General features: G+C 36.6%; 21 protein-coding genes. 5 read left to right on the top strand and 16 right to left on the bottom strand.

Annotation, left to right across the window (positions count from 1 at the left end; genetic code table 11):
* The first annotated feature begins 45 nt into the window (after positions 1-45).
* A complete protein-coding gene (locus tag OPU68_RS07195; protein ID WP_028122725.1) occupies positions 46-516 on the top strand; it encodes an Lrp/AsnC family transcriptional regulator in 471 nt (156 codons plus the stop codon).
* Positions 517-578: 62 nt separating this feature from the next.
* Positions 579-950 carry a hypothetical protein gene (locus OPU68_RS07190; RefSeq protein ID WP_498473340.1) on the top strand — a complete coding sequence of 124 codons (372 nt, stop codon included), beginning with the start codon at positions 579-581 and terminating at the stop codon, positions 948-950.
* Positions 951-1,043: 93 nt separating this feature from the next.
* On the opposite strand, the gene OPU68_RS07185 is transcribed toward OPU68_RS07190, so the two are convergent.
* Positions 1,044-1,610 (bottom strand): HupE/UreJ family protein, encoded by a 567-nt coding sequence (locus tag OPU68_RS07185; protein WP_498473339.1) that lies wholly within the window; start codon positions 1,608-1,610, stop codon positions 1,044-1,046.
* A gap of 62 nt (positions 1,611-1,672) precedes the next feature.
* On the opposite strand from OPU68_RS07185, the gene OPU68_RS07180 reads away from it, so the two are divergent.
* Together OPU68_RS07180 and OPU68_RS07175 are read left to right on the top strand one after the other, a co-directional pair.
* Positions 1,673-2,176, top strand: coding sequence for a DUF6702 family protein (locus OPU68_RS07180; protein WP_498473338.1), 504 nt, complete (start codon positions 1,673-1,675; stop codon positions 2,174-2,176).
* Between the two features lie 33 nt (positions 2,177-2,209).
* Positions 2,210-2,659, top strand: coding sequence for a VOC family protein (locus OPU68_RS07175; RefSeq protein ID WP_498473337.1), 450 nt, complete (start codon positions 2,210-2,212; stop codon positions 2,657-2,659).
* Positions 2,660-3,003: 344 nt separating this feature from the next.
* Here the strand turns inward: OPU68_RS07175 and OPU68_RS07170 are convergent, their stop codons facing one another.
* The 3 genes from OPU68_RS07170 to radA all read right to left on the bottom strand — a co-directional run bounded on the left by OPU68_RS07170 (position 3,004) and on the right by radA (position 6,516).
* Positions 3,004-4,464, bottom strand: a complete 1,461-nt coding sequence (locus OPU68_RS07170; RefSeq protein WP_498473336.1) for a tetratricopeptide repeat protein — start codon at positions 4,462-4,464, stop codon at positions 3,004-3,006.
* Positions 4,465-4,561: 97 nt separating this feature from the next.
* The gene (locus OPU68_RS07165; RefSeq protein WP_498473335.1) at positions 4,562-5,134 is read right to left on the bottom strand and encodes an acyl carrier protein phosphodiesterase; all 573 of its coding nucleotides are present in this window, start codon (positions 5,132-5,134) and stop codon (positions 4,562-4,564) included.
* A gap of 38 nt (positions 5,135-5,172) precedes the next feature.
* Positions 5,173-6,516 (bottom strand): DNA repair protein RadA, encoded by a 1,344-nt coding sequence (gene radA / locus OPU68_RS07160; RefSeq protein WP_498473334.1) that lies wholly within the window; start codon positions 6,514-6,516, stop codon positions 5,173-5,175.
* 154 nt (positions 6,517-6,670) lie between these two features.
* On the opposite strand from radA, the gene OPU68_RS07155 reads away from it, so the two are divergent.
* Positions 6,671-7,171: an FKBP-type peptidyl-prolyl cis-trans isomerase gene (locus OPU68_RS07155; protein WP_498473333.1), complete on the top strand. Its 501-nt coding sequence runs from the start codon at positions 6,671-6,673 to the stop codon at positions 7,169-7,171.
* A 139-nt stretch (positions 7,172-7,310) separates the two neighbouring features.
* Here the strand turns inward: OPU68_RS07155 and OPU68_RS07150 are convergent, their stop codons facing one another.
* The 12 genes from OPU68_RS07150 to OPU68_RS07095 form a co-directional block, all read right to left on the bottom strand.
* Positions 7,311-10,052, bottom strand: coding sequence for a M4 family metallopeptidase (locus tag OPU68_RS07150; RefSeq protein WP_498473332.1), 2,742 nt, complete (start codon positions 10,050-10,052; stop codon positions 7,311-7,313).
* A 140-nt stretch (positions 10,053-10,192) separates the two neighbouring features.
* Positions 10,193-11,635 (bottom strand): aminoacyl-histidine dipeptidase, encoded by a 1,443-nt coding sequence (locus OPU68_RS07145; RefSeq protein WP_498473331.1) that lies wholly within the window; start codon positions 11,633-11,635, stop codon positions 10,193-10,195.
* A 110-nt stretch (positions 11,636-11,745) separates the two neighbouring features.
* A complete protein-coding gene (locus OPU68_RS07140; protein ID WP_498473330.1) occupies positions 11,746-12,306 on the bottom strand; it encodes an acetate uptake transporter in 561 nt (186 codons plus the stop codon).
* Between the two features lie 176 nt (positions 12,307-12,482).
* Positions 12,483-12,875, bottom strand: a complete 393-nt coding sequence (gene yiaA / locus OPU68_RS07135; protein ID WP_498473328.1) for an inner membrane protein YiaA — start codon at positions 12,873-12,875, stop codon at positions 12,483-12,485.
* 290 nt (positions 12,876-13,165) lie between these two features.
* Positions 13,166-13,975: an RHS repeat domain-containing protein gene (locus OPU68_RS07130; protein ID WP_498473327.1), complete on the bottom strand. Its 810-nt coding sequence runs from the start codon at positions 13,973-13,975 to the stop codon at positions 13,166-13,168.
* Positions 13,976-14,057: 82 nt separating this feature from the next.
* Positions 14,058-15,371 (bottom strand): adenosylhomocysteinase, encoded by a 1,314-nt coding sequence (ahcY, locus tag OPU68_RS07125; RefSeq protein ID WP_498473326.1) that lies wholly within the window; start codon positions 15,369-15,371, stop codon positions 14,058-14,060.
* A 427-nt stretch (positions 15,372-15,798) separates the two neighbouring features.
* Positions 15,799-17,034 (bottom strand): beta-ketoacyl-ACP synthase II, encoded by a 1,236-nt coding sequence (gene fabF / locus OPU68_RS07120; protein WP_498473325.1) that lies wholly within the window; start codon positions 17,032-17,034, stop codon positions 15,799-15,801.
* A gap of 91 nt (positions 17,035-17,125) precedes the next feature.
* The gene (locus tag OPU68_RS07115) at positions 17,126-17,566 is read right to left on the bottom strand and encodes a PaaI family thioesterase (protein WP_498473323.1); all 441 of its coding nucleotides are present in this window, start codon (positions 17,564-17,566) and stop codon (positions 17,126-17,128) included.
* 59 nt (positions 17,567-17,625) lie between these two features.
* The gene (locus tag OPU68_RS07110; RefSeq protein ID WP_498473322.1) at positions 17,626-18,336 is read right to left on the bottom strand and encodes a DUF8737 domain-containing protein; all 711 of its coding nucleotides are present in this window, start codon (positions 18,334-18,336) and stop codon (positions 17,626-17,628) included.
* Positions 18,333-18,590, bottom strand: coding sequence for a DUF2798 domain-containing protein (locus OPU68_RS07105; protein WP_498473321.1), 258 nt, complete (start codon positions 18,588-18,590; stop codon positions 18,333-18,335). Before OPU68_RS07105 ends, OPU68_RS07110 begins: the two co-directional genes overlap by 4 nt.
* A 21-nt stretch (positions 18,591-18,611) precedes the next feature.
* Entirely contained in the window at positions 18,612-19,373 is a 762-nt protein-coding gene (locus OPU68_RS07100) for an SDR family oxidoreductase (RefSeq protein ID WP_498473320.1), read from the bottom strand.
* A 51-nt stretch (positions 19,374-19,424) separates the two neighbouring features.
* Complete coding sequence (locus OPU68_RS07095) at positions 19,425-20,018, bottom strand: TetR/AcrR family transcriptional regulator (protein ID WP_498473319.1); 594 nt, start codon at positions 20,016-20,018, stop codon at positions 19,425-19,427.
* Positions 20,019-20,132 lie beyond the last annotated feature (114 nt).

Below are 20,132 nucleotides of genomic sequence, written 5' to 3'. Positions count from 1 at the left end.
TTTGCAAAAAAATTAGACATATTTTAAATAAATAACAATATTATAATGAACTATCAATTAGACGATATCGATAAAAAAATCCTGGATTTTTTAGTAGAAAACACAAGAATGCCTTTTACGGAAATTGCTAAACAAATGGATGTTTCTGCGGGAACTATCCACGTAAGAGTAAAAAAAATGGAAGACGCAGGGATTATCCTTGGATCTTCTCTTAGTATAGATTATAGCAAATTAGATTATAATTTTACTGCATTCATCGGTATCTTACTTACAAAGTCAAACCACACTCAGGAAGTTTTGAAGCAATTGGCTCTTATTCCTAATGTAGTGGAAGCTAGTGTAACATCTGGAAAATATAATATCTTCTGCAAAATGAAAGCAAAAAACACAGAAGATGCTAAGAAAATAATCTATCAGATAGATGATATCCAGGATGTAATGAGAACGGAAAGTATGATCTCTATGGAAGAGTATATCAGTGATAAGAACCGTTTGATAAACGCGGTTAGTATATAGTTAGTTAATAGAAATTTCTATAGAAAGAGCTTATTCATTAAGCTCTTTTTTTATACTTTTATATGATGAAATCAGAAGACAAAAGTTTCAGAAACAACAAAGATTACTATCTTTTTTTCGGGTTGATTATTTTGGTGTTTTTCCTCAGTATTAATACAGACTGGATTGAATATTCCTTGCATCAGAAGATCAATATTCCAAGTAATTTCTTCTATTACACTTTCGGGACAGATCTTTTGGTAATTATCAGCTGGATTTTCATTATGTTTTTCAGGAAGGTGGGAATTATTCTTTTTCCCTTATTTGTAGCCATTCATTTTGCACTTCACAACTATTATCTCAGTACATTTTTGTATTCAGATGTGACCGTTTTGTTTCTTTACATCGGGCTTGGATTGCTGGCGATTATTCCAAGATGGAATGTTTTGAAATAAGAGATTAATAATAATTTGGGCAGCGTAATCCGCTTTCCGGTCCTTCACAATTTTAAATTGTTTCAAATAAATAATCCTTAGTTCATTCTACAATTAAAAAGGCATTCTTTCCAATGCCATTTGAAGCGCAACTGCTCCGGCGGCAGAGGAGGCTATTAAAAGCCATTCTCTTTGATTGAGTTTGGTAATCTTGGATAGTATGGTGAAAATCAATAAAATCACCAATACCATAGCAATCTGTCCCAATTCCAGCCCAATATTGAATCCCAAAAGCGGAATCGTAATACTTTGTTCCTTCGCAAGCATCATTCGCGCAGTATTTGCGAAACCCATTCCGTGGATCAGTCCAAAAAACAAGGCAAAATAATACTGATAAGGATGTTTCCCCTTAAACAGAATATTGTCCAAAGCAGTAATCACGATCGTACAGGGAATCAGGAATTCTATCCAATTGCTCTTCACACGGATGATGTCAAAACTGGACAAAGCCAGCGTTATGCAATGTCCTATTGTAAAAGCCGTAATCAGAATCAGTAACCGTCTGAAATCCTTGAAACTGTAAGCCGCAATCAAAGCCAGAATGAACAGCTGATGATCCAGTGCGTCCAAAGAAATAATGTGATCCCAGCCCAGTTGCAAATAAAATAGAAAATCCTTCATCGTTTAATTTCTGAAAACCGTACGAAAATAATGATTAATTTTGATTTCAATTCTTTTTAATGATGAAAAAATCCTTAGTCGTCCTTATTCTTTGCTCTTTTATCTTTTGCCTTTTATCTTTCATGGTTCATCCTTATCACGTTGGTTCTGTTGAGTTCAATTACAATTCAAAATCAAAAACTTTTGAAATTACAGGCAGGTTTTTTATGGATGATCTGGAAAATGCACTTAATAAAAAATATGGCAAATCTGTCCATTTTCTCGACCAGAAATATAAAGCCGAAATCAATAAAGAATTAGAACATTATACAGCAGAATATTTGAAGTTGAAATCTGATAATCAATTTGTTAAAGTGAACTTTGTCGGTTACGAAGAAGACCACGAAAGTGTGAATATCTACTTAGAATCCGAAGCTCTTTCTGTCCCAAAAAAAATTGAAACTGCAGTCAGCCTGCTTTATAATTTATTTGATGATCAAATGAATATCATCCACATCGTCATCAATGGCGAAAGGAAAAGCGACAAACTGAATTATCCAGATCGCTACCTTTATCAGCAGTTTTAGCTTATCTTGCAATTAATTTTAAAATTAGAAAATATGAAAAAAATAATTGTTATTTTATTAATATCAATTTCGATAAATGCCTTTTCTCAAAATATAAATACAGATAAAAAACTTCCATTAGGCGCTTTCTCAGTAAGTCTCAATGTCAAAGATTTACAAAAATCAAAAGAATTCTACGAGAAACTTGGCTTCTCTCAAATGGGTGGCGAGATAAAGCAGAATTATCTCATTATGACAAACGGGACAACCATCATTGGAATTTTCCAGGGGATGTTTGAGGGAAATATTTTGACCTTCAATCCGGGTTGGGACGAGAATGCAAAAGAAGTAAATCCATTTACAGATGTTCGTGCAATTCAGAAAAAACTAAAATCTGACCAAATAAAACTAAATACTGAAGCGGACGAAAAAACAAAAGGACCGGCTTACATAGAATTGACGGATCCGGATGGGAACAAAATTCTCATAGATCAGCATAGATAAAAGGTGTAATCTGAAAATAAGAAAAGCTAAGAATCATAGAGATCCAAAGCTTTTTTTGATCAGCCTTATGACATGAATTTTATTCGGATTTGAAAAAAATCAGCTGATAATAATCTGTGATGATTAAGAATAAATCACGGCAGATGTATGTCCTTTTGTGTTTTTAGAACCTTTTGCGCAAGTGCTTTCGAGCAATAAATTTTTTTGGTAATAATTACCGTTTTTCAATCAGGTGCAAAGTTTACTATTTAACATAATATGTGCAACAATTGCACTCCTACAAATCTACGACATGTTTCTAATGTTTTGATCTTCAAATACTTTATTTGTTTTTGGATATTGTTTTAAAAATTCATCATCCAATTATTAAGATCAACTTCAGAAGGAATATTCATTTGTTTTCTCAACCTGCTTTTTTTCATTTCAACACTTCTTATAGAAATATGACTGCAATGTGCTATTTCTTTGGTAGAAAAATTGAGTTTCAGGAGTGCACAAAATTTTAATTGTCCGCTTGTCATTTCCGGATGTTGTGTGCTTAGCTTTCTGTAAAAATTCGGATATATTTCTTTGAAACGACTGAGAAAAGAAGAGTCATTGGTTTTTGCAAGTTCCAATAATTCCGCAAAAGAATCATTGACTTTTGATTCCAGCTGATTGACCACTTTTTCTCTTTCCAAAAGATGATATTTGGTATTCTCTCTTATTCTTTTTTCTCTGCGGTATCTTTTGAAAAACTTTATTGTAAAGTACATTTTGACTACAAAGAAAACAACCAATCCTGCAATGATAAAATATAAGCTTTCATACCATCTTGTTTTTTCATTCTCGATGATATTCTGGGATACATTGTCCGTTTCAGCTTTTTCTTTTTTTCTTATGACGTCATAAAGTTCTTTCGATTTTTTTGCATAATAAGCATACAGTTTATCATCTCCCATTTTTTCATAGATGGTTGAGAGATCATCATAAATATACTGTAACCTATAGATGTCCTGTGCTTTTTCAAAGATTGGAAGCGCTTGTTTGTAGTAATAGATGGAGCTGTCCATCTTATTCATTTCCAGATATGCATTTCCAATACCATACAGTCCGAAAGCCTGATTTATAGAATCATTTTCGGCTTTGGACAGGAGGTAAGCTTTCCGGTTGTAATAGATTGCTTCCGCATGTTTGTCAAGATCGATATAGGTGTAGCCTACGCTTGAATATTGAATTGCAAGCCAGCCATTTCTTCTTTTAGGATCCTCTATTTTATTGTAATACTCGACACTTTTGAGGTCATTTTTAATAGTATTTTGTGGTGGCTCATATTTGAGGTTCATAATCTCAGATCTCCCCGCATAGATCTGTCCCATAGAGCTGTAAAATTCATAATTATCCTTAACCTGTTTGCATAGGTTTTCTGCATTTTTGCTCGTTTCGTCAGCCTTTTCGAAAAATCCAAGGTAAGAATAAGCCAGTGCTTTGGCTATAAGAGCCTGAACGGCGTGATAATAATCGTTCTCTTTATTAGCCAATTCCAGCAGCTTTTCAGCAGATTCCAAACCTTTTTGCTGTTCTCCCAGCCCTAAGTAAGAATTGATAATAACTTTTAGTGATTTTGCCTTACCAAGATAATAACCCGTGTTTTCGGATATTTTATAAGTTTCTAAGCCAATTTTCAGGGCTCGGTTTCTATCGGCAAGTTGAAAAGTAGCAGAAATGATACTATCTATTTTTTCTGGCGTGTAATCTTGCGCTTTCGTTTTTAATATGCACGAAATTAATAGTGATACTAGTATTAATCTTTTTGTAAATCCCACAGCTTTGAAGTAGCGACAAAAATATTAAAAAATCAATGATAATAGTATATTTATATTAAATAATTATGAATAGATGTCTGATTCTTCCGCAGGATATTTAATTTGGTTTGAAATTTTTTTCACATTCGAGTAGGACATCAGGAAAAAATTGGTCAAAATAAATCTTCAGTTCTTTCTTATTATTCAAAAATATATCAAAAACCGAAAGATCTTTTTCTAAATATTTCGCTTTATTAAGAACATTCTGTATACTGAATTTGATTGTTTGATCTGTTCTGTAATGTGATAACCAATCATCCTGTTCCATTCTTACAAGCATCTTTTTGTAATTTTCCGGAAGCCATTTTTCATTTTCCCAAAGGATTTTGTAAGTTTTGGCGGAATGTTTTTTCAAATCTTCATCAGTATAAAGATGTGCAACAAAATAATCAAAAGCAACATCTACAAATGCACCGGAGTAGAGTCTTACCAACGGACTGAAAATCTTTTTCGCTTCCGAAACTGCCGGATGAGAGTCCGTAAAAGTGTCTATGGCACGATGAAGTCTGATTCCTTCCTGAATTTCCGGAGGAAAATTTTCCCGCTCATTATTTTTTATAAAATCCGCAATCATATTGCCAACGATTTGTCCATTAGTAAATGAGAGAATAGAGTGGGCGAGGTAGTTCAATGGAAATGCTTTTGTACTTTTAAATTTACAGAATTAATTTAGAATAATGACTCTACAAAATCCTCAATTTTACTGATTTCCTCAACTTTGATCCCGAATTTCTTCTTCGGCAATTTATTGAGATTAGAAATAAAGATCTTCTCATAACCCAATTTTTCTGCTTCTGTAATACGTTGTTCGACTTGTGCCACCGGACGGATTTCGCCACTCAAACCAATTTCGCCGGCAAAACAGTAATGCTCCGATATCGCAATATCTTCATTACTTGACAAAATTGACGCAACAACTGCCAAATCCAAAGCCGGATCATCAGTCTTAATTCCGCCAGTGATATTAAGAAAAACATCTTTTGAACCGAGTTGGAAACCAGCGCGTTTTTCCAGCACTGCAAGCAACATATTCAGTCTTTTGGAATCAAAACCTGTCGAGCTTCTTTGTGGCGTTCCGTAAACGGCGGTGGATACCAAAGCCTGAATTTCCAATAACATCGGTCGATTTCCTTCGAGAGTTACAGCAACAGAATTTCCTGATAATTCCTCAAATTTTTTGGTAATGAGAATTTCGGATGGATTTTTAATTTCTTTCAAACCGCTGGAAATCATTTCGTAAATGCCAATTTCCGAAGTGGAACCGAAGCGGTTTTTATTGGCTCTCAATAATCTGAAAAGATGATTTCTGTCGCCGTCAAAATTAAGGACGACATCCACCATATGCTCCAAAACTTTTGGTCCGGCGATTTGTCCGTCTTTTGTGATGTGTCCTACCAGAAAAACCGGAATATTATTTTCTTTTGCAAATTTGATGATCTCATTAGAACATTCTCTGATTTGCGAAACCGTTCCCGGTGAACTTTCGATCAATTGAGATTGTAAAGTCTGGATGGAATCAATAATAACAAAATCGGGCATTAATTTCGTAGCCTCGTGAATGATCTTTTCTAATGAAGTTTCTGTGAAAAGGAAGCAGTTTGGATTTTTAACTTCTGCCAATCTGTCGGCTCTCATCTTGATTTGAGAAGCACTTTCTTCACCCGAAACATACAGGATTTTTTTCTTCATCTTCAAAGCAAGTTGAAGAAGCAAGGTTGATTTTCCAATTCCCGGTTCGCCTCCAATCAAAGTGACAGATCCAAGCACAATTCCACCTCCCAAAACGCGATTCAGTTCTTCGGAAGGTGTTACGATTCTTGGTTCCTCTATGGCCTCGACTTCAATGATATTAATGATTGAAGATTTGGATTTCATTGCTACAGATTTTGTAGATTTTTCGACAATTTCTTCCACCAAGGTGTTCCATTCGCCGCAGGTTTTGCATTGCCCGTGCCACTGGGAATATTGTGCGCCACAGTTCTGACAGAAATATAGAGTTTTGAGTTTTGCCATTCTGCGAAGTTCAATAAAAATTTCGGAAAAGAAAAAGATTCAAAACAAGTTTTATTTTGAAATTTTCATCACTTCAATTTCAAAAGCTTAATTTTGTCGTATGATACATCATGAATGATATCATCCAAAATTTTATAATATTAAATAATTTAAAATGGCATTAGACAAAAATCATGTAGTGACTCTTAAATATGTTCTACATACTAATGATGAAAATGGAGAGAAAGTGTTTGTGGAAGAAACTTCTGCAGAAAATGCTTTAACATTTCTTTATGGCGTAGGAATGATGATTCCTAAATTTGAAGAAGAAATCAAAAATCTGAATATCGGTGACAAAGCCTCTTTCGATATTGCACCGGGCGAAGGTTATGGGGAAAGAGATCCGGAAGCAGTGACTCAGTTGCCTGTAGATATGTTCGAAGGTCAGGAATTGCCACCAGTTGGAGCAGTTTTACCTCTTTCGGATAATAGCGGAAATAATTTCCAGGCAATGGTTTTGGAAGTGACTCCGGAAGCTGTAGTCGTAGATCTAAACCATCCAATGGCAGGCAGAAGTTTGTTTTTCGATGTTGAAATCCTGAACGCACGTCCTGCAACAGAAGAAGAATTAGAACACGGTCACGCTCACGGAGAAGATGGTCATTCTGGACATTAATTAAAATTTCTTCTTGAAAAATATAAGAACTACTCATTATTTGGGTAGTTTTTTATTTTAAATTAATAAAAAGAAAATCATCACTAAAACAAAAAAAGCTCCCAAATTTTGGGAGCTTTGATATGAATAATTTTTAAAATTATTTCTTGATAAACTTCTGTGTGGTTTTCTCTCCGTTTTTATCTGTTAATTCAATAATGTAATTTCCTGAAGATAAATTCTGAGCGTTGATCTTTTTATCAGCAGATTTTCCTTTCAGAACAATTTGTCCTGCGGTATTATAAATCTGATAAGAGAAGTCGCTGGAATCTTTTGACTGAATATTAATCAAATCTTTTACAGGATTAGGATACAGAAGGGTAGCGTTTCCTTTCGAAGCGTCAGATACTGCAAGGAACTTTTTACCAATCAAGGTGTAATCTTCCACCTGTCCGTAGGAGAATGTCTCACAAGCAGTTGGTGCAGTGTTGAATTTCATAGAAACTCTCATTACCAATGGTGAATCTAAAGCAATTCCTGCAGGCACATTAATTGTTCCAGTCACTGGTGTATTTTTAGTTCCGGCCTGAGTGAAAGCTTTTTCACCGGCATCATCGAAATCACCATCACCATTCCAGTCGATAAAGACAGTATATGCTTCATTGTAAGTTGTGCTTGTCCATACCGGCGTAATGCTGATTGGGTACGATGTTGATTCCGTAACATTTGTTGAAAGATTTGTGAAGTCTTCGTAGCCCGCTGTTCCAGTGCTGGTATTGTCGATAGTTCCAAAAACAACACGTTTGATTTTTTCGTCTGCTGTGCTTGTTCCTGCAGATGTACAATATTCTACCTGGTTGGTTGTGGTAACTGTTGCAATATTACTTACGGCAGATATATTATCATAAACATCTTTTGCTTTAACCGTGAAGTTATAAGTAGTCTGTCTTGTTAATCCTGTCACTTTATAAGTAAGAGCAGATGTTCTTGCGATTTCTACGCCGTCTTTGTAAATGATGTAGCCGTCCATATCTTCGTTATCCGTAGAAGCATTCCAGGTCAGATTTGTACTTGTACCTTTTGTATTGCTCGCAACAAGATTTGTTGGGATTGTGGGTGGCGTTGTATCCGGAACAGCCAGATATTTAGATCCGATTCCCACCGCATAGAAAGCATCCTGAGTAGCAATAGCTTCCGGTGTTTTATCGCCAAATAATTCTTTTGCTACCTGAATGCCGAAATCTCTTGCGTTTTTATAAGTGGAGTTAGCTGTAAGATAGGTTGATTCTAATTTATAAACGATTTTCTCTGCTTTATCCCAGCCGATTCCGGTTACATTGTAGGATTTTCCAAGATCATTGGTTCCTGTTTTCCCCATTACGAGAATGTAAAACCAATGGTTGAGAACGCCACTGTTGGTATGAACACCACAATAGTCATTTCCAAAAGAACCTCCGGTTGGTGTCGTGCAGCCTTCTTCTACAGTTGCAGCTTTCCAGTTGGTTCCACGGTAAGTATCTGGTTGTTTGGAATAAGCGACTTTTGGATTGCTGAGTGATCTCAGATAGCCAGGAGAAGCAATCGTGATGTCTTCACCAATTAAGAAATTCTGTTTTTCCGGCGCGTATTTATGCTCTACTACAGCTCCCCAAATATCCGAAAACCCTTCGTTCATTGCGCCGGACTCTCTTTGATAAGCCAGATCAGCTGTATATTCGCAAACGGCATGACCTAATTCATGGGCTGTCACGTCAAATGCTGTCAACGGACGGAAAGTGGATGCGCCATCGCCATAGATCATTTCTGTTCCGGACCAGCCTGCATTCTCGTAACTGCTACCGTAATGCACGTAGCTTTTCAAGACTGCACCAGCATTGTCATAACTATTTCTGTTGAAGGTTGTTTTGAAGTAATCATAAGTCTTCTCGACGCCCCAATGTGCGTCTAACGCAGCATTGTCAAACGTAGAATTATTATGTTCTGCAGTGGTCCAGTTGTTATCGGTATCTTTGAAATCTACGCCAGAACTAATGGTAGAAGATTTCTTAAGATTATAAGTTTTCACGCCATTTCCTCTGGTTGCATCCTGTAATACATAGCTTCCGGAGACCAATGTCGTTTCTATCTGTTTCGCACCGCTGTATCTGGTGTCGGCATTTCCGATTTCAAGAGTCAAAGGTTTTTTGAAATCAGATTTTATTGTAATTGGTGTCGCTTTTTTTGTGCTGACAGGAATTAGATCCTGACTTTGATGTTTAAGAACTGCATTGGAAAAAATAATTCTACCATCAATAGCATCTACGTAAATGATAGCTCTGCTGATAGGTTCTGCGGCATAAATATCGAATTTATAAGCCAGGTAAAGCTTGGTTTCTCCTTCATTGGTTTGTACCGGAAGCAGGACCAATTGTCCTTCTGGCTTTTTATACTTGTTTTCTGCAACATAAGCTGCATCTTCCCACATATATTTCTTAGCATTTACGCTGATTAATGCTTTTTGAAATGCTTCGGCAGAAGTAATCTGTGGATTTGTTTTAGCATTTTCTGTGGAGAAGATTTCTCCGTTCATGCTCGTCAGTTTTCCGTCTTTGTAATGAAGATTGTAACCGCCAAATTCTACCGGAATATTACTAAAAAACATTTTATATTTCTCATCCGAAAATTTTCCGTCTTTTAAGTTTTGGCTCAATCTCAATTCAACGTTAGGTGCTAATTTTAGAACTTCAGCAAAAATAGAGTTAGCAGCGGATGAGGTAATATTACTGTCCTGATTGAAGGTTACAAGGCTAAGATTACCTTGGTCATCTTTTATTTTTTTATTGATATAATTCTGAGCGCTAAAATCATTGGTAGATCCTAAAAGTAAACCCAAAATTCCAATACAAAGTAATTTTTTTTTCATTTATTCTTAATATTAATTTGGTCGCTAAAGTAATGAATTTTTGAATTAAATGAGGTATTGTCCATTTTAAATTATTGATTTTTTAAATAAAATTAGATAAAACAAAAAATCCAGCATTTCTACTGGATTTTGTTTGATATTTATTTTTTGAGTGGAATATTTTTTAAAATTTCCTGCGTGTACTTCCAGAATTTCTGAACAGAAGCAATATTCGCTCTTTCGTCCGGCGAGTGTGCTCCTTTTATCGTTGGTCCGAAGCTTACCATTTCCATCTTCGGATAATTGGCACCGATGATACCGCACTCCAAACCGGCGTGGCAGGCAACTACCATTGGTTTTTCGCCGAAATTATTTTCATAAAGATCCGTCATCACTTGGATGATCTCTGCATCGGGTTTTGGTTTCCAGCCCGGATAGGAACCCCCCAATTCAGTTTTCAAACCATTACTTTCAAAAGCTGATTTTAATTGATTGGCAACTTCCCATTTTGTAGATTCTACGGATGATCTTGTAAGATTAAGGATTTTGATTTCACCGTTTTTCAATTCAACTCTTGCAACATTGTTGGATGCCTCTACCAAACCTTCCACATCGGGACTCATCCGGAAAACACCATTGTGAGCAGCGTTGATCGCTAAAATAACTTTCTGCGAATCTTCAAAACTAATAGCTTTTTCTGCTGAATCTGTTTTTTCGATATTAATGGCTAAGTCCTTCTCGATAGAAGCAAATTCCTCCAATATTTCAGATTTCAATTGCTCTGCATTTTTCAAAAACACTGCTGAATTTTCTACTGAAAAAATAGCAGCTGCTTCCCTTGGAATCGCATTTCTCAAACTTCCGCCATCAATCGAAATTAACTGAATTTGATTTTCCAATCCTAAAAACAGGAATCTCCCGATCAGTTTGTTAGAATTTCCAAAACCTTTGTGAATATCCATTCCCGAATGTCCACCCTGCAAACCTTTGATTTCGATTTTGAAAGTTTCGCCCTTAACATGAATTAAATCAAATTTAGCAGAAGCTGTTACATCAACACCACCTGCACATCCGATGTCGATCTCGTTATCTTCTTCAGTGTCAAGATTCAGGAGGATTTCGCCTTTCAATTGTCCGGGTTTTAAGGCTAAAGCGCCGGTCATTCCAGTTTCTTCGTCAATCGTGAAAAGGGCTTCCAGATCTGGATGCTCAACTTCATTACTTTCAAGAATCGACATTATCGTAGCAACGCCCAAACCATTGTCAGCGCCAAGTGTTGTTCCTTTTGCCCTCACCCAATCGCCATCCACGTACATTTGGATTCCCTGTGTTTCGAAATCAAAATTGACATCGTTGTTTTTTTGGCAAACCATATCGAGGTGAGATTGCATTACGATTGGCTGTCGGTTTTCCATTCCCGCAGTTGCCGGTTTTGTGATGATGACATTTCCGGTTTCATCAACTGTTGTTGGCAAACCAAGTTTTTCACCGAATTCCTTTATGAATTTTATAACTTTTTCTTCTTTTTTTGAAGGTCTTGGAACAGAATTAAGTGCTGCAAAATTTTTCCAGATCACTTTTGGTTCCAGTTGAGAATATTCCATTTTTTTTAGAATTTTTTAAGTCAGCAATTTACTAAGAAAACTATCAAGAGACAAGGATGAATCGATAGAAGTAATCGGCTGAGTCAGTACTTTAATTATTTTTAAATCTTTTATAATGGCAAAACTTCTCTTCCGTATTTTTCATTGATGATTAATGCAGCTGCTTCGTAAAAAGCAAAAGATCCACAAAGAATCCCTTCATAGCCGGCAATAGTATGAATATTTTCGTTTCCTGTAAAACTGGCTACCGATAATAATGCAAAAAGAACAACCAGAGAACCGAAAATAAGTTTTCCAATGGTATTTCCGTTCAATGTTCCAATAAAAAGTGCAAATGTGAATAATCCCCATATTCCTAAATAAAATCCCATAGAGTTTCCATCAGGTTTTGCGACGCCCAACAAAGGCAAAAGCCATAAAGTGACAAGTGAAATCCAAAAAAATCCGTAAGATGTAAATGCAGACATCGCAAAAATATTTCCTTTTTTCCATTCCATTATGCCTGCAATCACTTGCTGCAAACCACCGAAAAAGATGCCCATTCCCATAATCATAGCATTGAGTTCAAAGAATCCGGCATTATGAATATTCAATAAAATGGTTGTCATTCCGAAACCGAAAAGTCCAAGTGGCGCCGGATTGGCGGTCGTATCTTTGATGATTTGTTCCATAAATGTTGAAGAGATTAGAATTGTATTTACGTTAGTTTAAAATAAAGATTTTTGGCTATTTTTCGTGAAAGGCTATTCTTGTTTTTGTAATTCACAAATTTTGACACAGTTTTTATTTTTGATTAAATGTAATAAAAAAACTCTCAAATAATTGAGAGTTTGTAGTTTATATGAATTTAATCTTCCATCATATTATCACGCGTATTTTTCTGAACGGCAATAGCACCGAAAAGTGCAAGCAAAAATGCAAATGCGTAAAATCCTTTTTCACTCGGAAGAATCGTTGCATTCCAAAGTCCGATTACGAGTAAAACTATTGCCGATAATGTGGCGAACCAGCAAAGTCCGTAGTAGATATCTGTTACTTTGATGTTTTCCATTTTGTCGCGGACCGCTTTCTGCAAAGAAACGACTGCGAATAATCCGTAGAGCAGGATTGTGAAGTAATATCCTTTTTCGTTCAGCAGCATTTCTGCGCGAGCCAATCCAACTACGAATCCTATCATTCCTGCTCCCAGAGCGACCCAAGATGCAGCTACGAACGCATTTGATACTTTTTGTTTTGCCATTAGTTTATGTTTTTTAATATTTAATTGTCATCAAATATATTCTTTTTTTGATAAATCGGTTAAGATTATTTGGGTTTACGTTTGATCTGTAAGAATTGAAATTGATAATGAAAGTTCTATTAATGAACAAAGTTTCCAAATAGCCCCCGATAGCAGCGGTTACCCCACAGCAGGCGTTGGCAAAGCAATAGCGCGAGGAGTATGAGCAAATAGCGAGAAATTGCTCCAAATATATCTTATAAAAAAACCTCTCAATAATTTGAAAGGTTTATTTTAAAAAAAGAAGTGATTTACTTGGTAATGTACTCGTAATCGTATTGGACGTAATTTTTTCCGTTTGCATCTTTACCGATTACTTTTACTGGCAAATTGGAATCGTTGTACTGGATGGTGTAAGTGATGTTTCCTGTTTGAACCCAATTGCCATCACTGCTTTTGTAATAATTTTTTGATGATTTGTAATTGTTTTTGCTCAATGTGTAAGCACCACCCATCATAATTTTTATGTATTTACTATTATTGGTAAATGGATTTAACTTATCATCATAGGAGTACTCATTTTTATAGCTGTAATTTGCTATACCGTTTGATACGGTACTTTCCGATGAAATATTGTTTCCGCTGTAAGTGTATGTTGAGATGTAAGGATTTGTACAATCTGCTGACTGACACATGGTAGAACCCGTTAGCTTACCACTGGAATCGTAAGTGTAAGAAGTGCTTCTATTGAAATTCGGATTAGTGTAAACAGCTTTGATATTTGTAAGTTGCTCAGCGCTATAAGTATAAACATCATAATAGTCAAGTGTTTTATCAGCTTTGTAATAATTAACTTTTGTAGGTTTTCCATTAGTGTCATATTCGAATGTTGCCGCTCTGCCATCTGAATCTGATGCTGTCAACTGACCATTGTCATTGTACGATAATGTGCCAACGGTTGTCTCAGGATTGTTGGGGTTATCATAGTAGATGGTTGTCATCTTGCTCAATAATACTTTTTTGTCAGTAATTTCTTCTACAAAATCATTGTCATCTTTGCTGGTACAATTTGAAAGTAATGCGGAAGTTATTATTAAACCTAGAAAGAAATGGTTTTTCATTTTTATTAATTTTTATGTTTGCAAACATATAAAAAAACTCCCCAAAATTGAGGAGTTTCCATATTGTATTAAGATTAAAATCTTAGTATCTGTAATATTCAGGTTTGAACGGTCCTTTCACGTCAACACCGATGTAATCAGCTTGTTCCGGAGAAAGAACTTCCAATTCAACACTTAATTTTTTAAGGTGCAACTCTGCTACTTTCTCATCCAGATGTTTTGGTAACATATAAACTTCGTTTCCGTAAGCTTCAGAGTTTGTCCAAAGTTCGATCTGAGCCAAAGTCTGATTACTGAATGAATTAGACATTACAAAACTTGGGTGACCAGTTGCGCAACCTAAGTTTACCAATCTTCCTTCTGCAAGGATGATAACTTCTTTACCTTCGATCGTGTAGATATCAACCTGAGGTTTAACTTCAGATTTTGTGTGACCGTAGTTTTCGTTCAGCCAAGCCATATCGATTTCATTATCGAAGTGACCGATATTACAAACAACCGCTTTATCTTTTAATTTCAAGAAATGCTCTTTTCTTACGATGTTGAAGTTTCCAGTCGTGGTGATTACGATGTCTGCGTTATCAACAACAGTGTCCAGTCTTTTTACTTCATAACCGTCCATTGCAGCTTGTAGCGCACAAATTGGATCAATTTCAGTAACAGTTACGATAGAACCAGCACCTCTGAAAGAAGCAGCAGTTCCTTTCCCAACGTCTCCGTATCCGCAAACTACAACTCTTTTTCCGGCAAGCATAAGGTCTGTCGCTCTTCTTACAGCATCTACTGCAGATTCTTTACATCCGTATTTATTATCGAATTTAGACTTGGTAACAGAATCATTCACGTTGATCGCAGGCATTACTAGAGTTCCGTTCTTCATTCTTTCGTACAATCTGTGAACACCAGTTGTGGTTTCTTCAGAAAGTCCTTTGATGCCGGCAGTCAGTTCAGGATATTTATCAAAAACCATATTGGTCAAATCGCCACCGTCGTCCAGAATCATATTCAACGGTTTTCTGTCTTCTCCAAAGAAAATAGTCTGCTCGATACACCAGTCAAATTCTTCATCGTTAAGACCTTTCCACGCATAAACAGGAATTCCTGCAGCAGCAATAGCAGCAGCAGCGTGATCCTGAGTAGAGAAGATGTTGCAAGAAGACCAAGTCACCTCAGCACCAAGTGCTACTAAAGTTTCTATCAAAACCGCAGTCTGGATTGTCATGTGAAGACATCCTGCGATTCTAGCACCTTTAAGCGGCTGAGATGGTCCGAATTCTTCACGGATTGCCATCAAACCTGGCATTTCTGCTTCGGCTAAAGTAATTTCTTTTCTTCCCCATTCTGCTAAGGAAATATCCTTAACTTTATAAGGAACGTATTGTGTTGTTGTGCTCATATTTATAATGAAATAAATTTAAAAATCAGTTCTTTAAACTAAAATGCAAAATTACAATATATAATTAAGATATAAAAATTCTGAATATGTATCGATTATATGAGTTTAAACATAAAAATGTTTATTCTCATAACAACTGCATCACGAAATCGGCCGCAGTTACAAGTATAGCGGTATGATTTGCTTTTTAAAAATGAATAGTGAAAGGCTTAGTGAAAACTAAGCCTTTTTTATTGAATAGATTTAAGAAAGTCTTCGGGAACCGCAGGCTAACAAAAAGTGAATATTTTTCACTTGGCACTTCTGTATTACCTCCGTACACTCTCTGTACACTTTCTTTACCCTTTCCGTACAATAGATGTATTGTTTGTATTTTCGTTAGTACTTTATTTTTAATTAAAATTATTAATATTAAAATAAAAGATAATTATATCTTCCTGAAAATAACCGTAGAGTTATGCCCTCCAAAACCAAAAGCATTACTCATCGCAATGTTGATTTCTTTTTCCTTAGGTTCAGTCACGATATGAATACCTTCCGGGATATTCTCATCCAGGTTTGAAATATTGATGGTTGGCGGAATGATGCTGTTCTGAATCGCTTTGATACACAATATCGCTTCAACTGCACCGGCTGCTCCCAAAAGATGTCCTGTCATAGATTTGGTGGCGCTGATATCCAGATTCTGACTTCCTTTGAAAACTTTGGTAACGGCGTTCAGTTCTGCCAAATCTCCAAGCGGCGTAGAAGTGGCGTGTGGATTCAGATAATCAACTTGTTCTGAAGTGATTTTGGCATCTTCCAGTGCCAGTTCCATAGATTTTGCTGCGCCGATTCCTTCCGGATGTGGAGCGGTCATATGATAAGCGTCGGCGGTCATTGCAGCACCAATCAGTTCTGCGTAGATTTTTGCACCTCTTGCTTTTGCGTGTTCGTATTCTTCCAGAATCAGTGCACCTGCACCTTCTCCCATGATGAATCCGTCACGTTCTACGTCGTAAGGTCGGCTGGCTGCTTTTGGGTCGTCATTTCTGGTGGACATGGCTTTCATTGATGAAAATCCACCGACAGAAGCCTGAGTAATAGGGGCTTCCGAACCACCGCTCACGATGATTTTTGCTTTTCCCCAACGGATGTAATTGAAGGCATCCATAAACGCTGTGTTGGCAGTGGCACAAGCGGAAACAGTTGTGTAATTGATTCCACGTAAACCGTATTTCATAGAAATCATTCCGGAAGCCATATTGGCAATCAGTTTGGGAACGAAGAACGGACTGAATCTCGGTGTTCCGTCGCCGGTCGCAAAATCTATGACATCGTCTTCAAAGGTCTGCATTCCGCCTTGTCCTGTTCCCCAAATCACACCAATGTCAAAAGGGTCGATGCTTGTCAAATCCAAACCCGAATCTTCCATCGCTTCTGCTGAGGCGTAGATGGCAAATTGTGTGAAAAGGTCGCTTCGTTTGATTTCGTTCCGGTCCAGATATTTTTCGGGCGTGAAGTTTTTGACCTCAGCCGCAAACTGAACTTTGAATTTTTCCGGATTGAAGTGCGTGATAGTTGCAGCGCCGCTTTCTCCTGCTAAACTGTTTTTCCAAAAAGTGTCGACGTCATTTCCCAAAGGCGTTACGGCTCCCATTCCGGTAATTACAACTCGTTTCATTTATCTAATTTTAAATTTTAAATATTGTAAGCAGATTTCTGCCATCATCTACGTTCCTGAAATATTATGTTAGGAATAAGAATCCACAAATTTAGGCATTTGATTTCCTAATTTCAGTTTTAAATAGATTAGATGTTCCTTTTGCAATCAATCTTGTTTTGTCAGCGTTCCAGACTTCGCAGGTTGCGTTGATGAATTGCTTCCCTAACTTGGTGATATGCGTTTCAGCGATGATGTTTTCCCCTTCTTTCGCAATTCCGAAATAATCGATGACGTTATTAATCGTTGTGTAAAAAGTTGGCTCATTAAGAGAGAACATTGTTGCTCCCAAAACATCATCAATAATCGCTGCAGTCACACCGCCGTGCAGGTTTCCGATGGGATTCAGCCATTCCGGGCGGATGGTGTACTGGAATTCCAGATGTCCTTTTTCGACGGAAATGACAATCGGTTTCAGCCACTTCATAAATGGCGAGGGTGAATCTGTGAATTCTTTTCCGATGAGGGTTTTCATATGTTCTAGTGGATTCATTGGTAGGTGTTAGGTTTTAGATTCCAGGTGGTAAAATTTAGGTTTTAGATTTAAACTATTTAATTATTCCTCAATAATTGTCTGATTGACTCCAGATGTCCGAACAGGACAATCGGAACTATAAAAGCCGGAAGCCAGCTGAAGGGGAAATTTAAAATGGCAATGTTTGGTTGTTCAAATGCAAATTGTTGTAATGGAAATGGTGCAGAAAGTAAAGCATTGATGACGATATTCAGCAAAAGTGCAAGACAGATAAAGTTCCAAATCAATAATACATTTCGGCTTAATTTCTTCTTTGTGAAAACTAAATAAGCCATAACCGGCGCTGAAATCCCAGCAAGAATGTCAAAGTTTCTGCCTTCAAAAGTCATTAGCTCAGGAATAGCTTTGTTGATGAAAAGCCAGAATAAAACAATCTCCACAGGAATTCTTACAATATTGAGATAAGTAATGTTTTTAAGTGGCAAACTGTCTATGAACTGTCTTCCTTTTGATGTTGCAAATAATAGAATGATAACCAAAATCGGAGGTAAGATTCCCAACAACATTATTTTCGGAGGAAGTGATAAAAGATTGCTTTTGTAAATATTATTAAGTGTTATAACCGTCTGTAGAATTATCCAGACAATTAATCCAGCTGTGATTAAAACTGACTTTTTCCGAGTTATTTCCAGACTTGAATTTTTAATTATCCAAATGAACAATACTAAAGTCGCAACTGTCGTCAGTACGAATATGAGAATAATGTGAATGGGAAGATTTGGTATCATTTTTCAGGATTTATATCGGGTAACAAATTTTGGACTTCAACTTTTTTCGGAAAGATAAGATGCACCAGTTTTTCTACAAATGGTGAAACAATCAAGATTGCAGGAATCACAATGAGATAAGCAATCGCCCAGGATTTCAGCCAAATGTCTAGATGCAAATGAGCCCAGCCAAGATTAACTGTAATCAAAGTAAAGGAAATAATTCCGGTTGTGATGATTCCCATTATCAGGGCGAATGCTATTTTTTGTTTCATCAATTGTGTTTTTAATGTTGATTACGAAGCTATTTCTTCGGTTCTGCTTTGGTTCATCACTTTCAGAGCTTCTTCCGGTGACGACAAATATAATCTGTACATATCTTCTGTCTGCCCAACACGGATTTCGAAGGTATCATTTTCCAGTCCGGCTACAAATTGTTCTGTCACAAATGCCGGAGACACGCCGTTTTTCCCTCCGATTGGTGCAGAGAATTCAGTATCAACCAAAGGTGGCATTAATTCAAAAACTTTAACATTGGTTTCTTTGCTCAATGCCAAACGGATGTATCGGGTGTAAGAATGAAGTGCTGCTTTGCTTGCGGAATAGGTTGCCAAAGCTCCCGGAACGAATGCTACAACGGAGGAAACATTGACGATGGCAGGATTTTCCTGAGTTTTCAAAAGCGGTAAAAGTTTTTCATTCAGTCTGATGATTGAAAGATAGTTAGTCAGCATTTCGTCTTCTGCTTTTTCGAAAGCATTGGCGTTCTCTGAAATGATGTCATAAACCAAAGCACGTCCGGCATTGTTGATGACCATATTCAGTTGAGGGAATTCCTGCTTGATTTGATTGACCAGTTTTTCTACATCTTCCGGATTTGATACGTCGGAAACGATGGTTTTTACATTATTTAGTTTTGAAGCCGCTTGGTTTAAGCGTTCTTCGTTTCTTCCGGTGATGATAACGTTGTTGCCTTTTTCGGAAAGTAGTTTTGCGATTTCGAATCCGATTCCTGCGCTTCCGCCGGAAATTAAAACGGTGTTGTTGGTTGTGTTCATAATGATAACTTGTTGTTTAATACCAATCGGTATATTTTTGTTTAAAAAAATTTATTTGATTAATTCTGTGTCGATGATTTTTGTAATTCTCTCCAAAGCCTGATAAAGATGATTTTGAGTATTGGTTGTTTTTGAAAGTAAAATTCCGCCTTCTATCAGCATTATAAATAAATAAGAATAGTCTGAAGCGTTAATGGAATCGACGATTTCATTCCTCGATTTTCCTTCTTCCAAAATTCCGACTATTTTGTTGGCCCAAGCTGCGAAGCTTTTTGCCACTTCGGCTTTCAGGAAAGGCATGGTGTCGTCTGCTTCTATAGCAGTGTTCATTATCGGGCAACCACCACGAGAAAAATTGTTGTCCCAGGAACTTCTGTAATAATCCAAAAAAGCCATCAGTTTTTCGCGGGTTGACATTTCAGGATTTAGATTGTTAGCAATTGCAGATTGCAAACGTTTAGCGTTGTAAAGAAAAACTTCTTTAGCGACTTCATCCTTGTTGGCAAAATTCCCGTAGATGCTTCCTTTCGTCAGTCCGGTAGCTTCAGAAATATGAGCCAGAGACGTTCCTGCATAACCTTTCTTGTTGAAAAGTTCTGCTGTGCTTTCGATAATGAATTGTCTGGTTTTTTCTGCTTTTGACATTTTGTAACTGAATTGACTTTGCAAAGGTATACAATTTATATACCAATCGGTATATTTTTTTTAATTAATTAATTTCAATAAAAAACCCGAAGATAAAGTCTCCGGGTTAAATAA

It is taken from the genome of Chryseobacterium sp. TB1-D10 (assembly GCF_059803555.1).
The sequence above is the reverse complement of the archived record's forward strand: the minus strand, read 5'-3'. Positions and strand labels throughout refer to the sequence as shown.

What these genes read in the sequence shown, in the direction of transcription:
- OPU68_RS07185 (WP_498473339.1), bottom strand. Translation starts at nt 1,610, where the DNA reads ATGAAGGATTTTCTATTTTATTTGCAACTGGGCTGGGATCACATTATT.
- OPU68_RS07130 (WP_498473327.1), bottom strand. Translation starts at nt 13,975, where the DNA reads ATGAAAAACCATTTCTTTCTAGGTTTAATAATAACTTCCGCATTACTT.
- OPU68_RS07195 (WP_028122725.1), top strand. Translation starts at nt 46, where the DNA reads ATGAACTATCAATTAGACGATATCGATAAAAAAATCCTGGATTTTTTA.
- ahcY (WP_498473326.1), bottom strand. Translation starts at nt 15,371, where the DNA reads ATGAGCACAACAACACAATACGTTCCTTATAAAGTTAAGGATATTTCC.
- OPU68_RS07180 (WP_498473338.1), top strand. Translation starts at nt 1,673, where the DNA reads ATGAAAAAATCCTTAGTCGTCCTTATTCTTTGCTCTTTTATCTTTTGC.
- yiaA (WP_498473328.1), bottom strand. Translation starts at nt 12,875, where the DNA reads ATGGCAAAACAAAAAGTATCAAATGCGTTCGTAGCTGCATCTTGGGTC.
- fabF (WP_498473325.1), bottom strand. Translation starts at nt 17,034, where the DNA reads ATGAAACGAGTTGTAATTACCGGAATGGGAGCCGTAACGCCTTTGGGA.
- OPU68_RS07155 (WP_498473333.1), top strand. Translation starts at nt 6,671, where the DNA reads ATGGCATTAGACAAAAATCATGTAGTGACTCTTAAATATGTTCTACAT.
- radA (WP_498473334.1), bottom strand. Translation starts at nt 6,516, where the DNA reads ATGGCAAAACTCAAAACTCTATATTTCTGTCAGAACTGTGGCGCACAA.
- OPU68_RS07105 (WP_498473321.1), bottom strand. Translation starts at nt 18,590, where the DNA reads ATGAAACAAAAAATAGCATTCGCCCTGATAATGGGAATCATCACAACC.
- OPU68_RS07190 (WP_498473340.1), top strand. Translation starts at nt 579, where the DNA reads ATGATGAAATCAGAAGACAAAAGTTTCAGAAACAACAAAGATTACTAT.
- OPU68_RS07095 (WP_498473319.1), bottom strand. Translation starts at nt 20,018, where the DNA reads ATGTCAAAAGCAGAAAAAACCAGACAATTCATTATCGAAAGCACAGCA.
- OPU68_RS07150 (WP_498473332.1), bottom strand. Translation starts at nt 10,052, where the DNA reads ATGAAAAAAAAATTACTTTGTATTGGAATTTTGGGTTTACTTTTAGGA.
- OPU68_RS07175 (WP_498473337.1), top strand. Translation starts at nt 2,210, where the DNA reads ATGAAAAAAATAATTGTTATTTTATTAATATCAATTTCGATAAATGCC.
- OPU68_RS07140 (WP_498473330.1), bottom strand. Translation starts at nt 12,306, where the DNA reads ATGGAACAAATCATCAAAGATACGACCGCCAATCCGGCGCCACTTGGA.
- OPU68_RS07115 (WP_498473323.1), bottom strand. Translation starts at nt 17,566, where the DNA reads ATGAATCCACTAGAACATATGAAAACCCTCATCGGAAAAGAATTCACA.
- OPU68_RS07110 (WP_498473322.1), bottom strand. Translation starts at nt 18,336, where the DNA reads ATGATACCAAATCTTCCCATTCACATTATTCTCATATTCGTACTGACG.
- OPU68_RS07145 (WP_498473331.1), bottom strand. Translation starts at nt 11,635, where the DNA reads ATGGAATATTCTCAACTGGAACCAAAAGTGATCTGGAAAAATTTTGCA.
- OPU68_RS07100 (WP_498473320.1), bottom strand. Translation starts at nt 19,373, where the DNA reads ATGAACACAACCAACAACACCGTTTTAATTTCCGGCGGAAGCGCAGGA.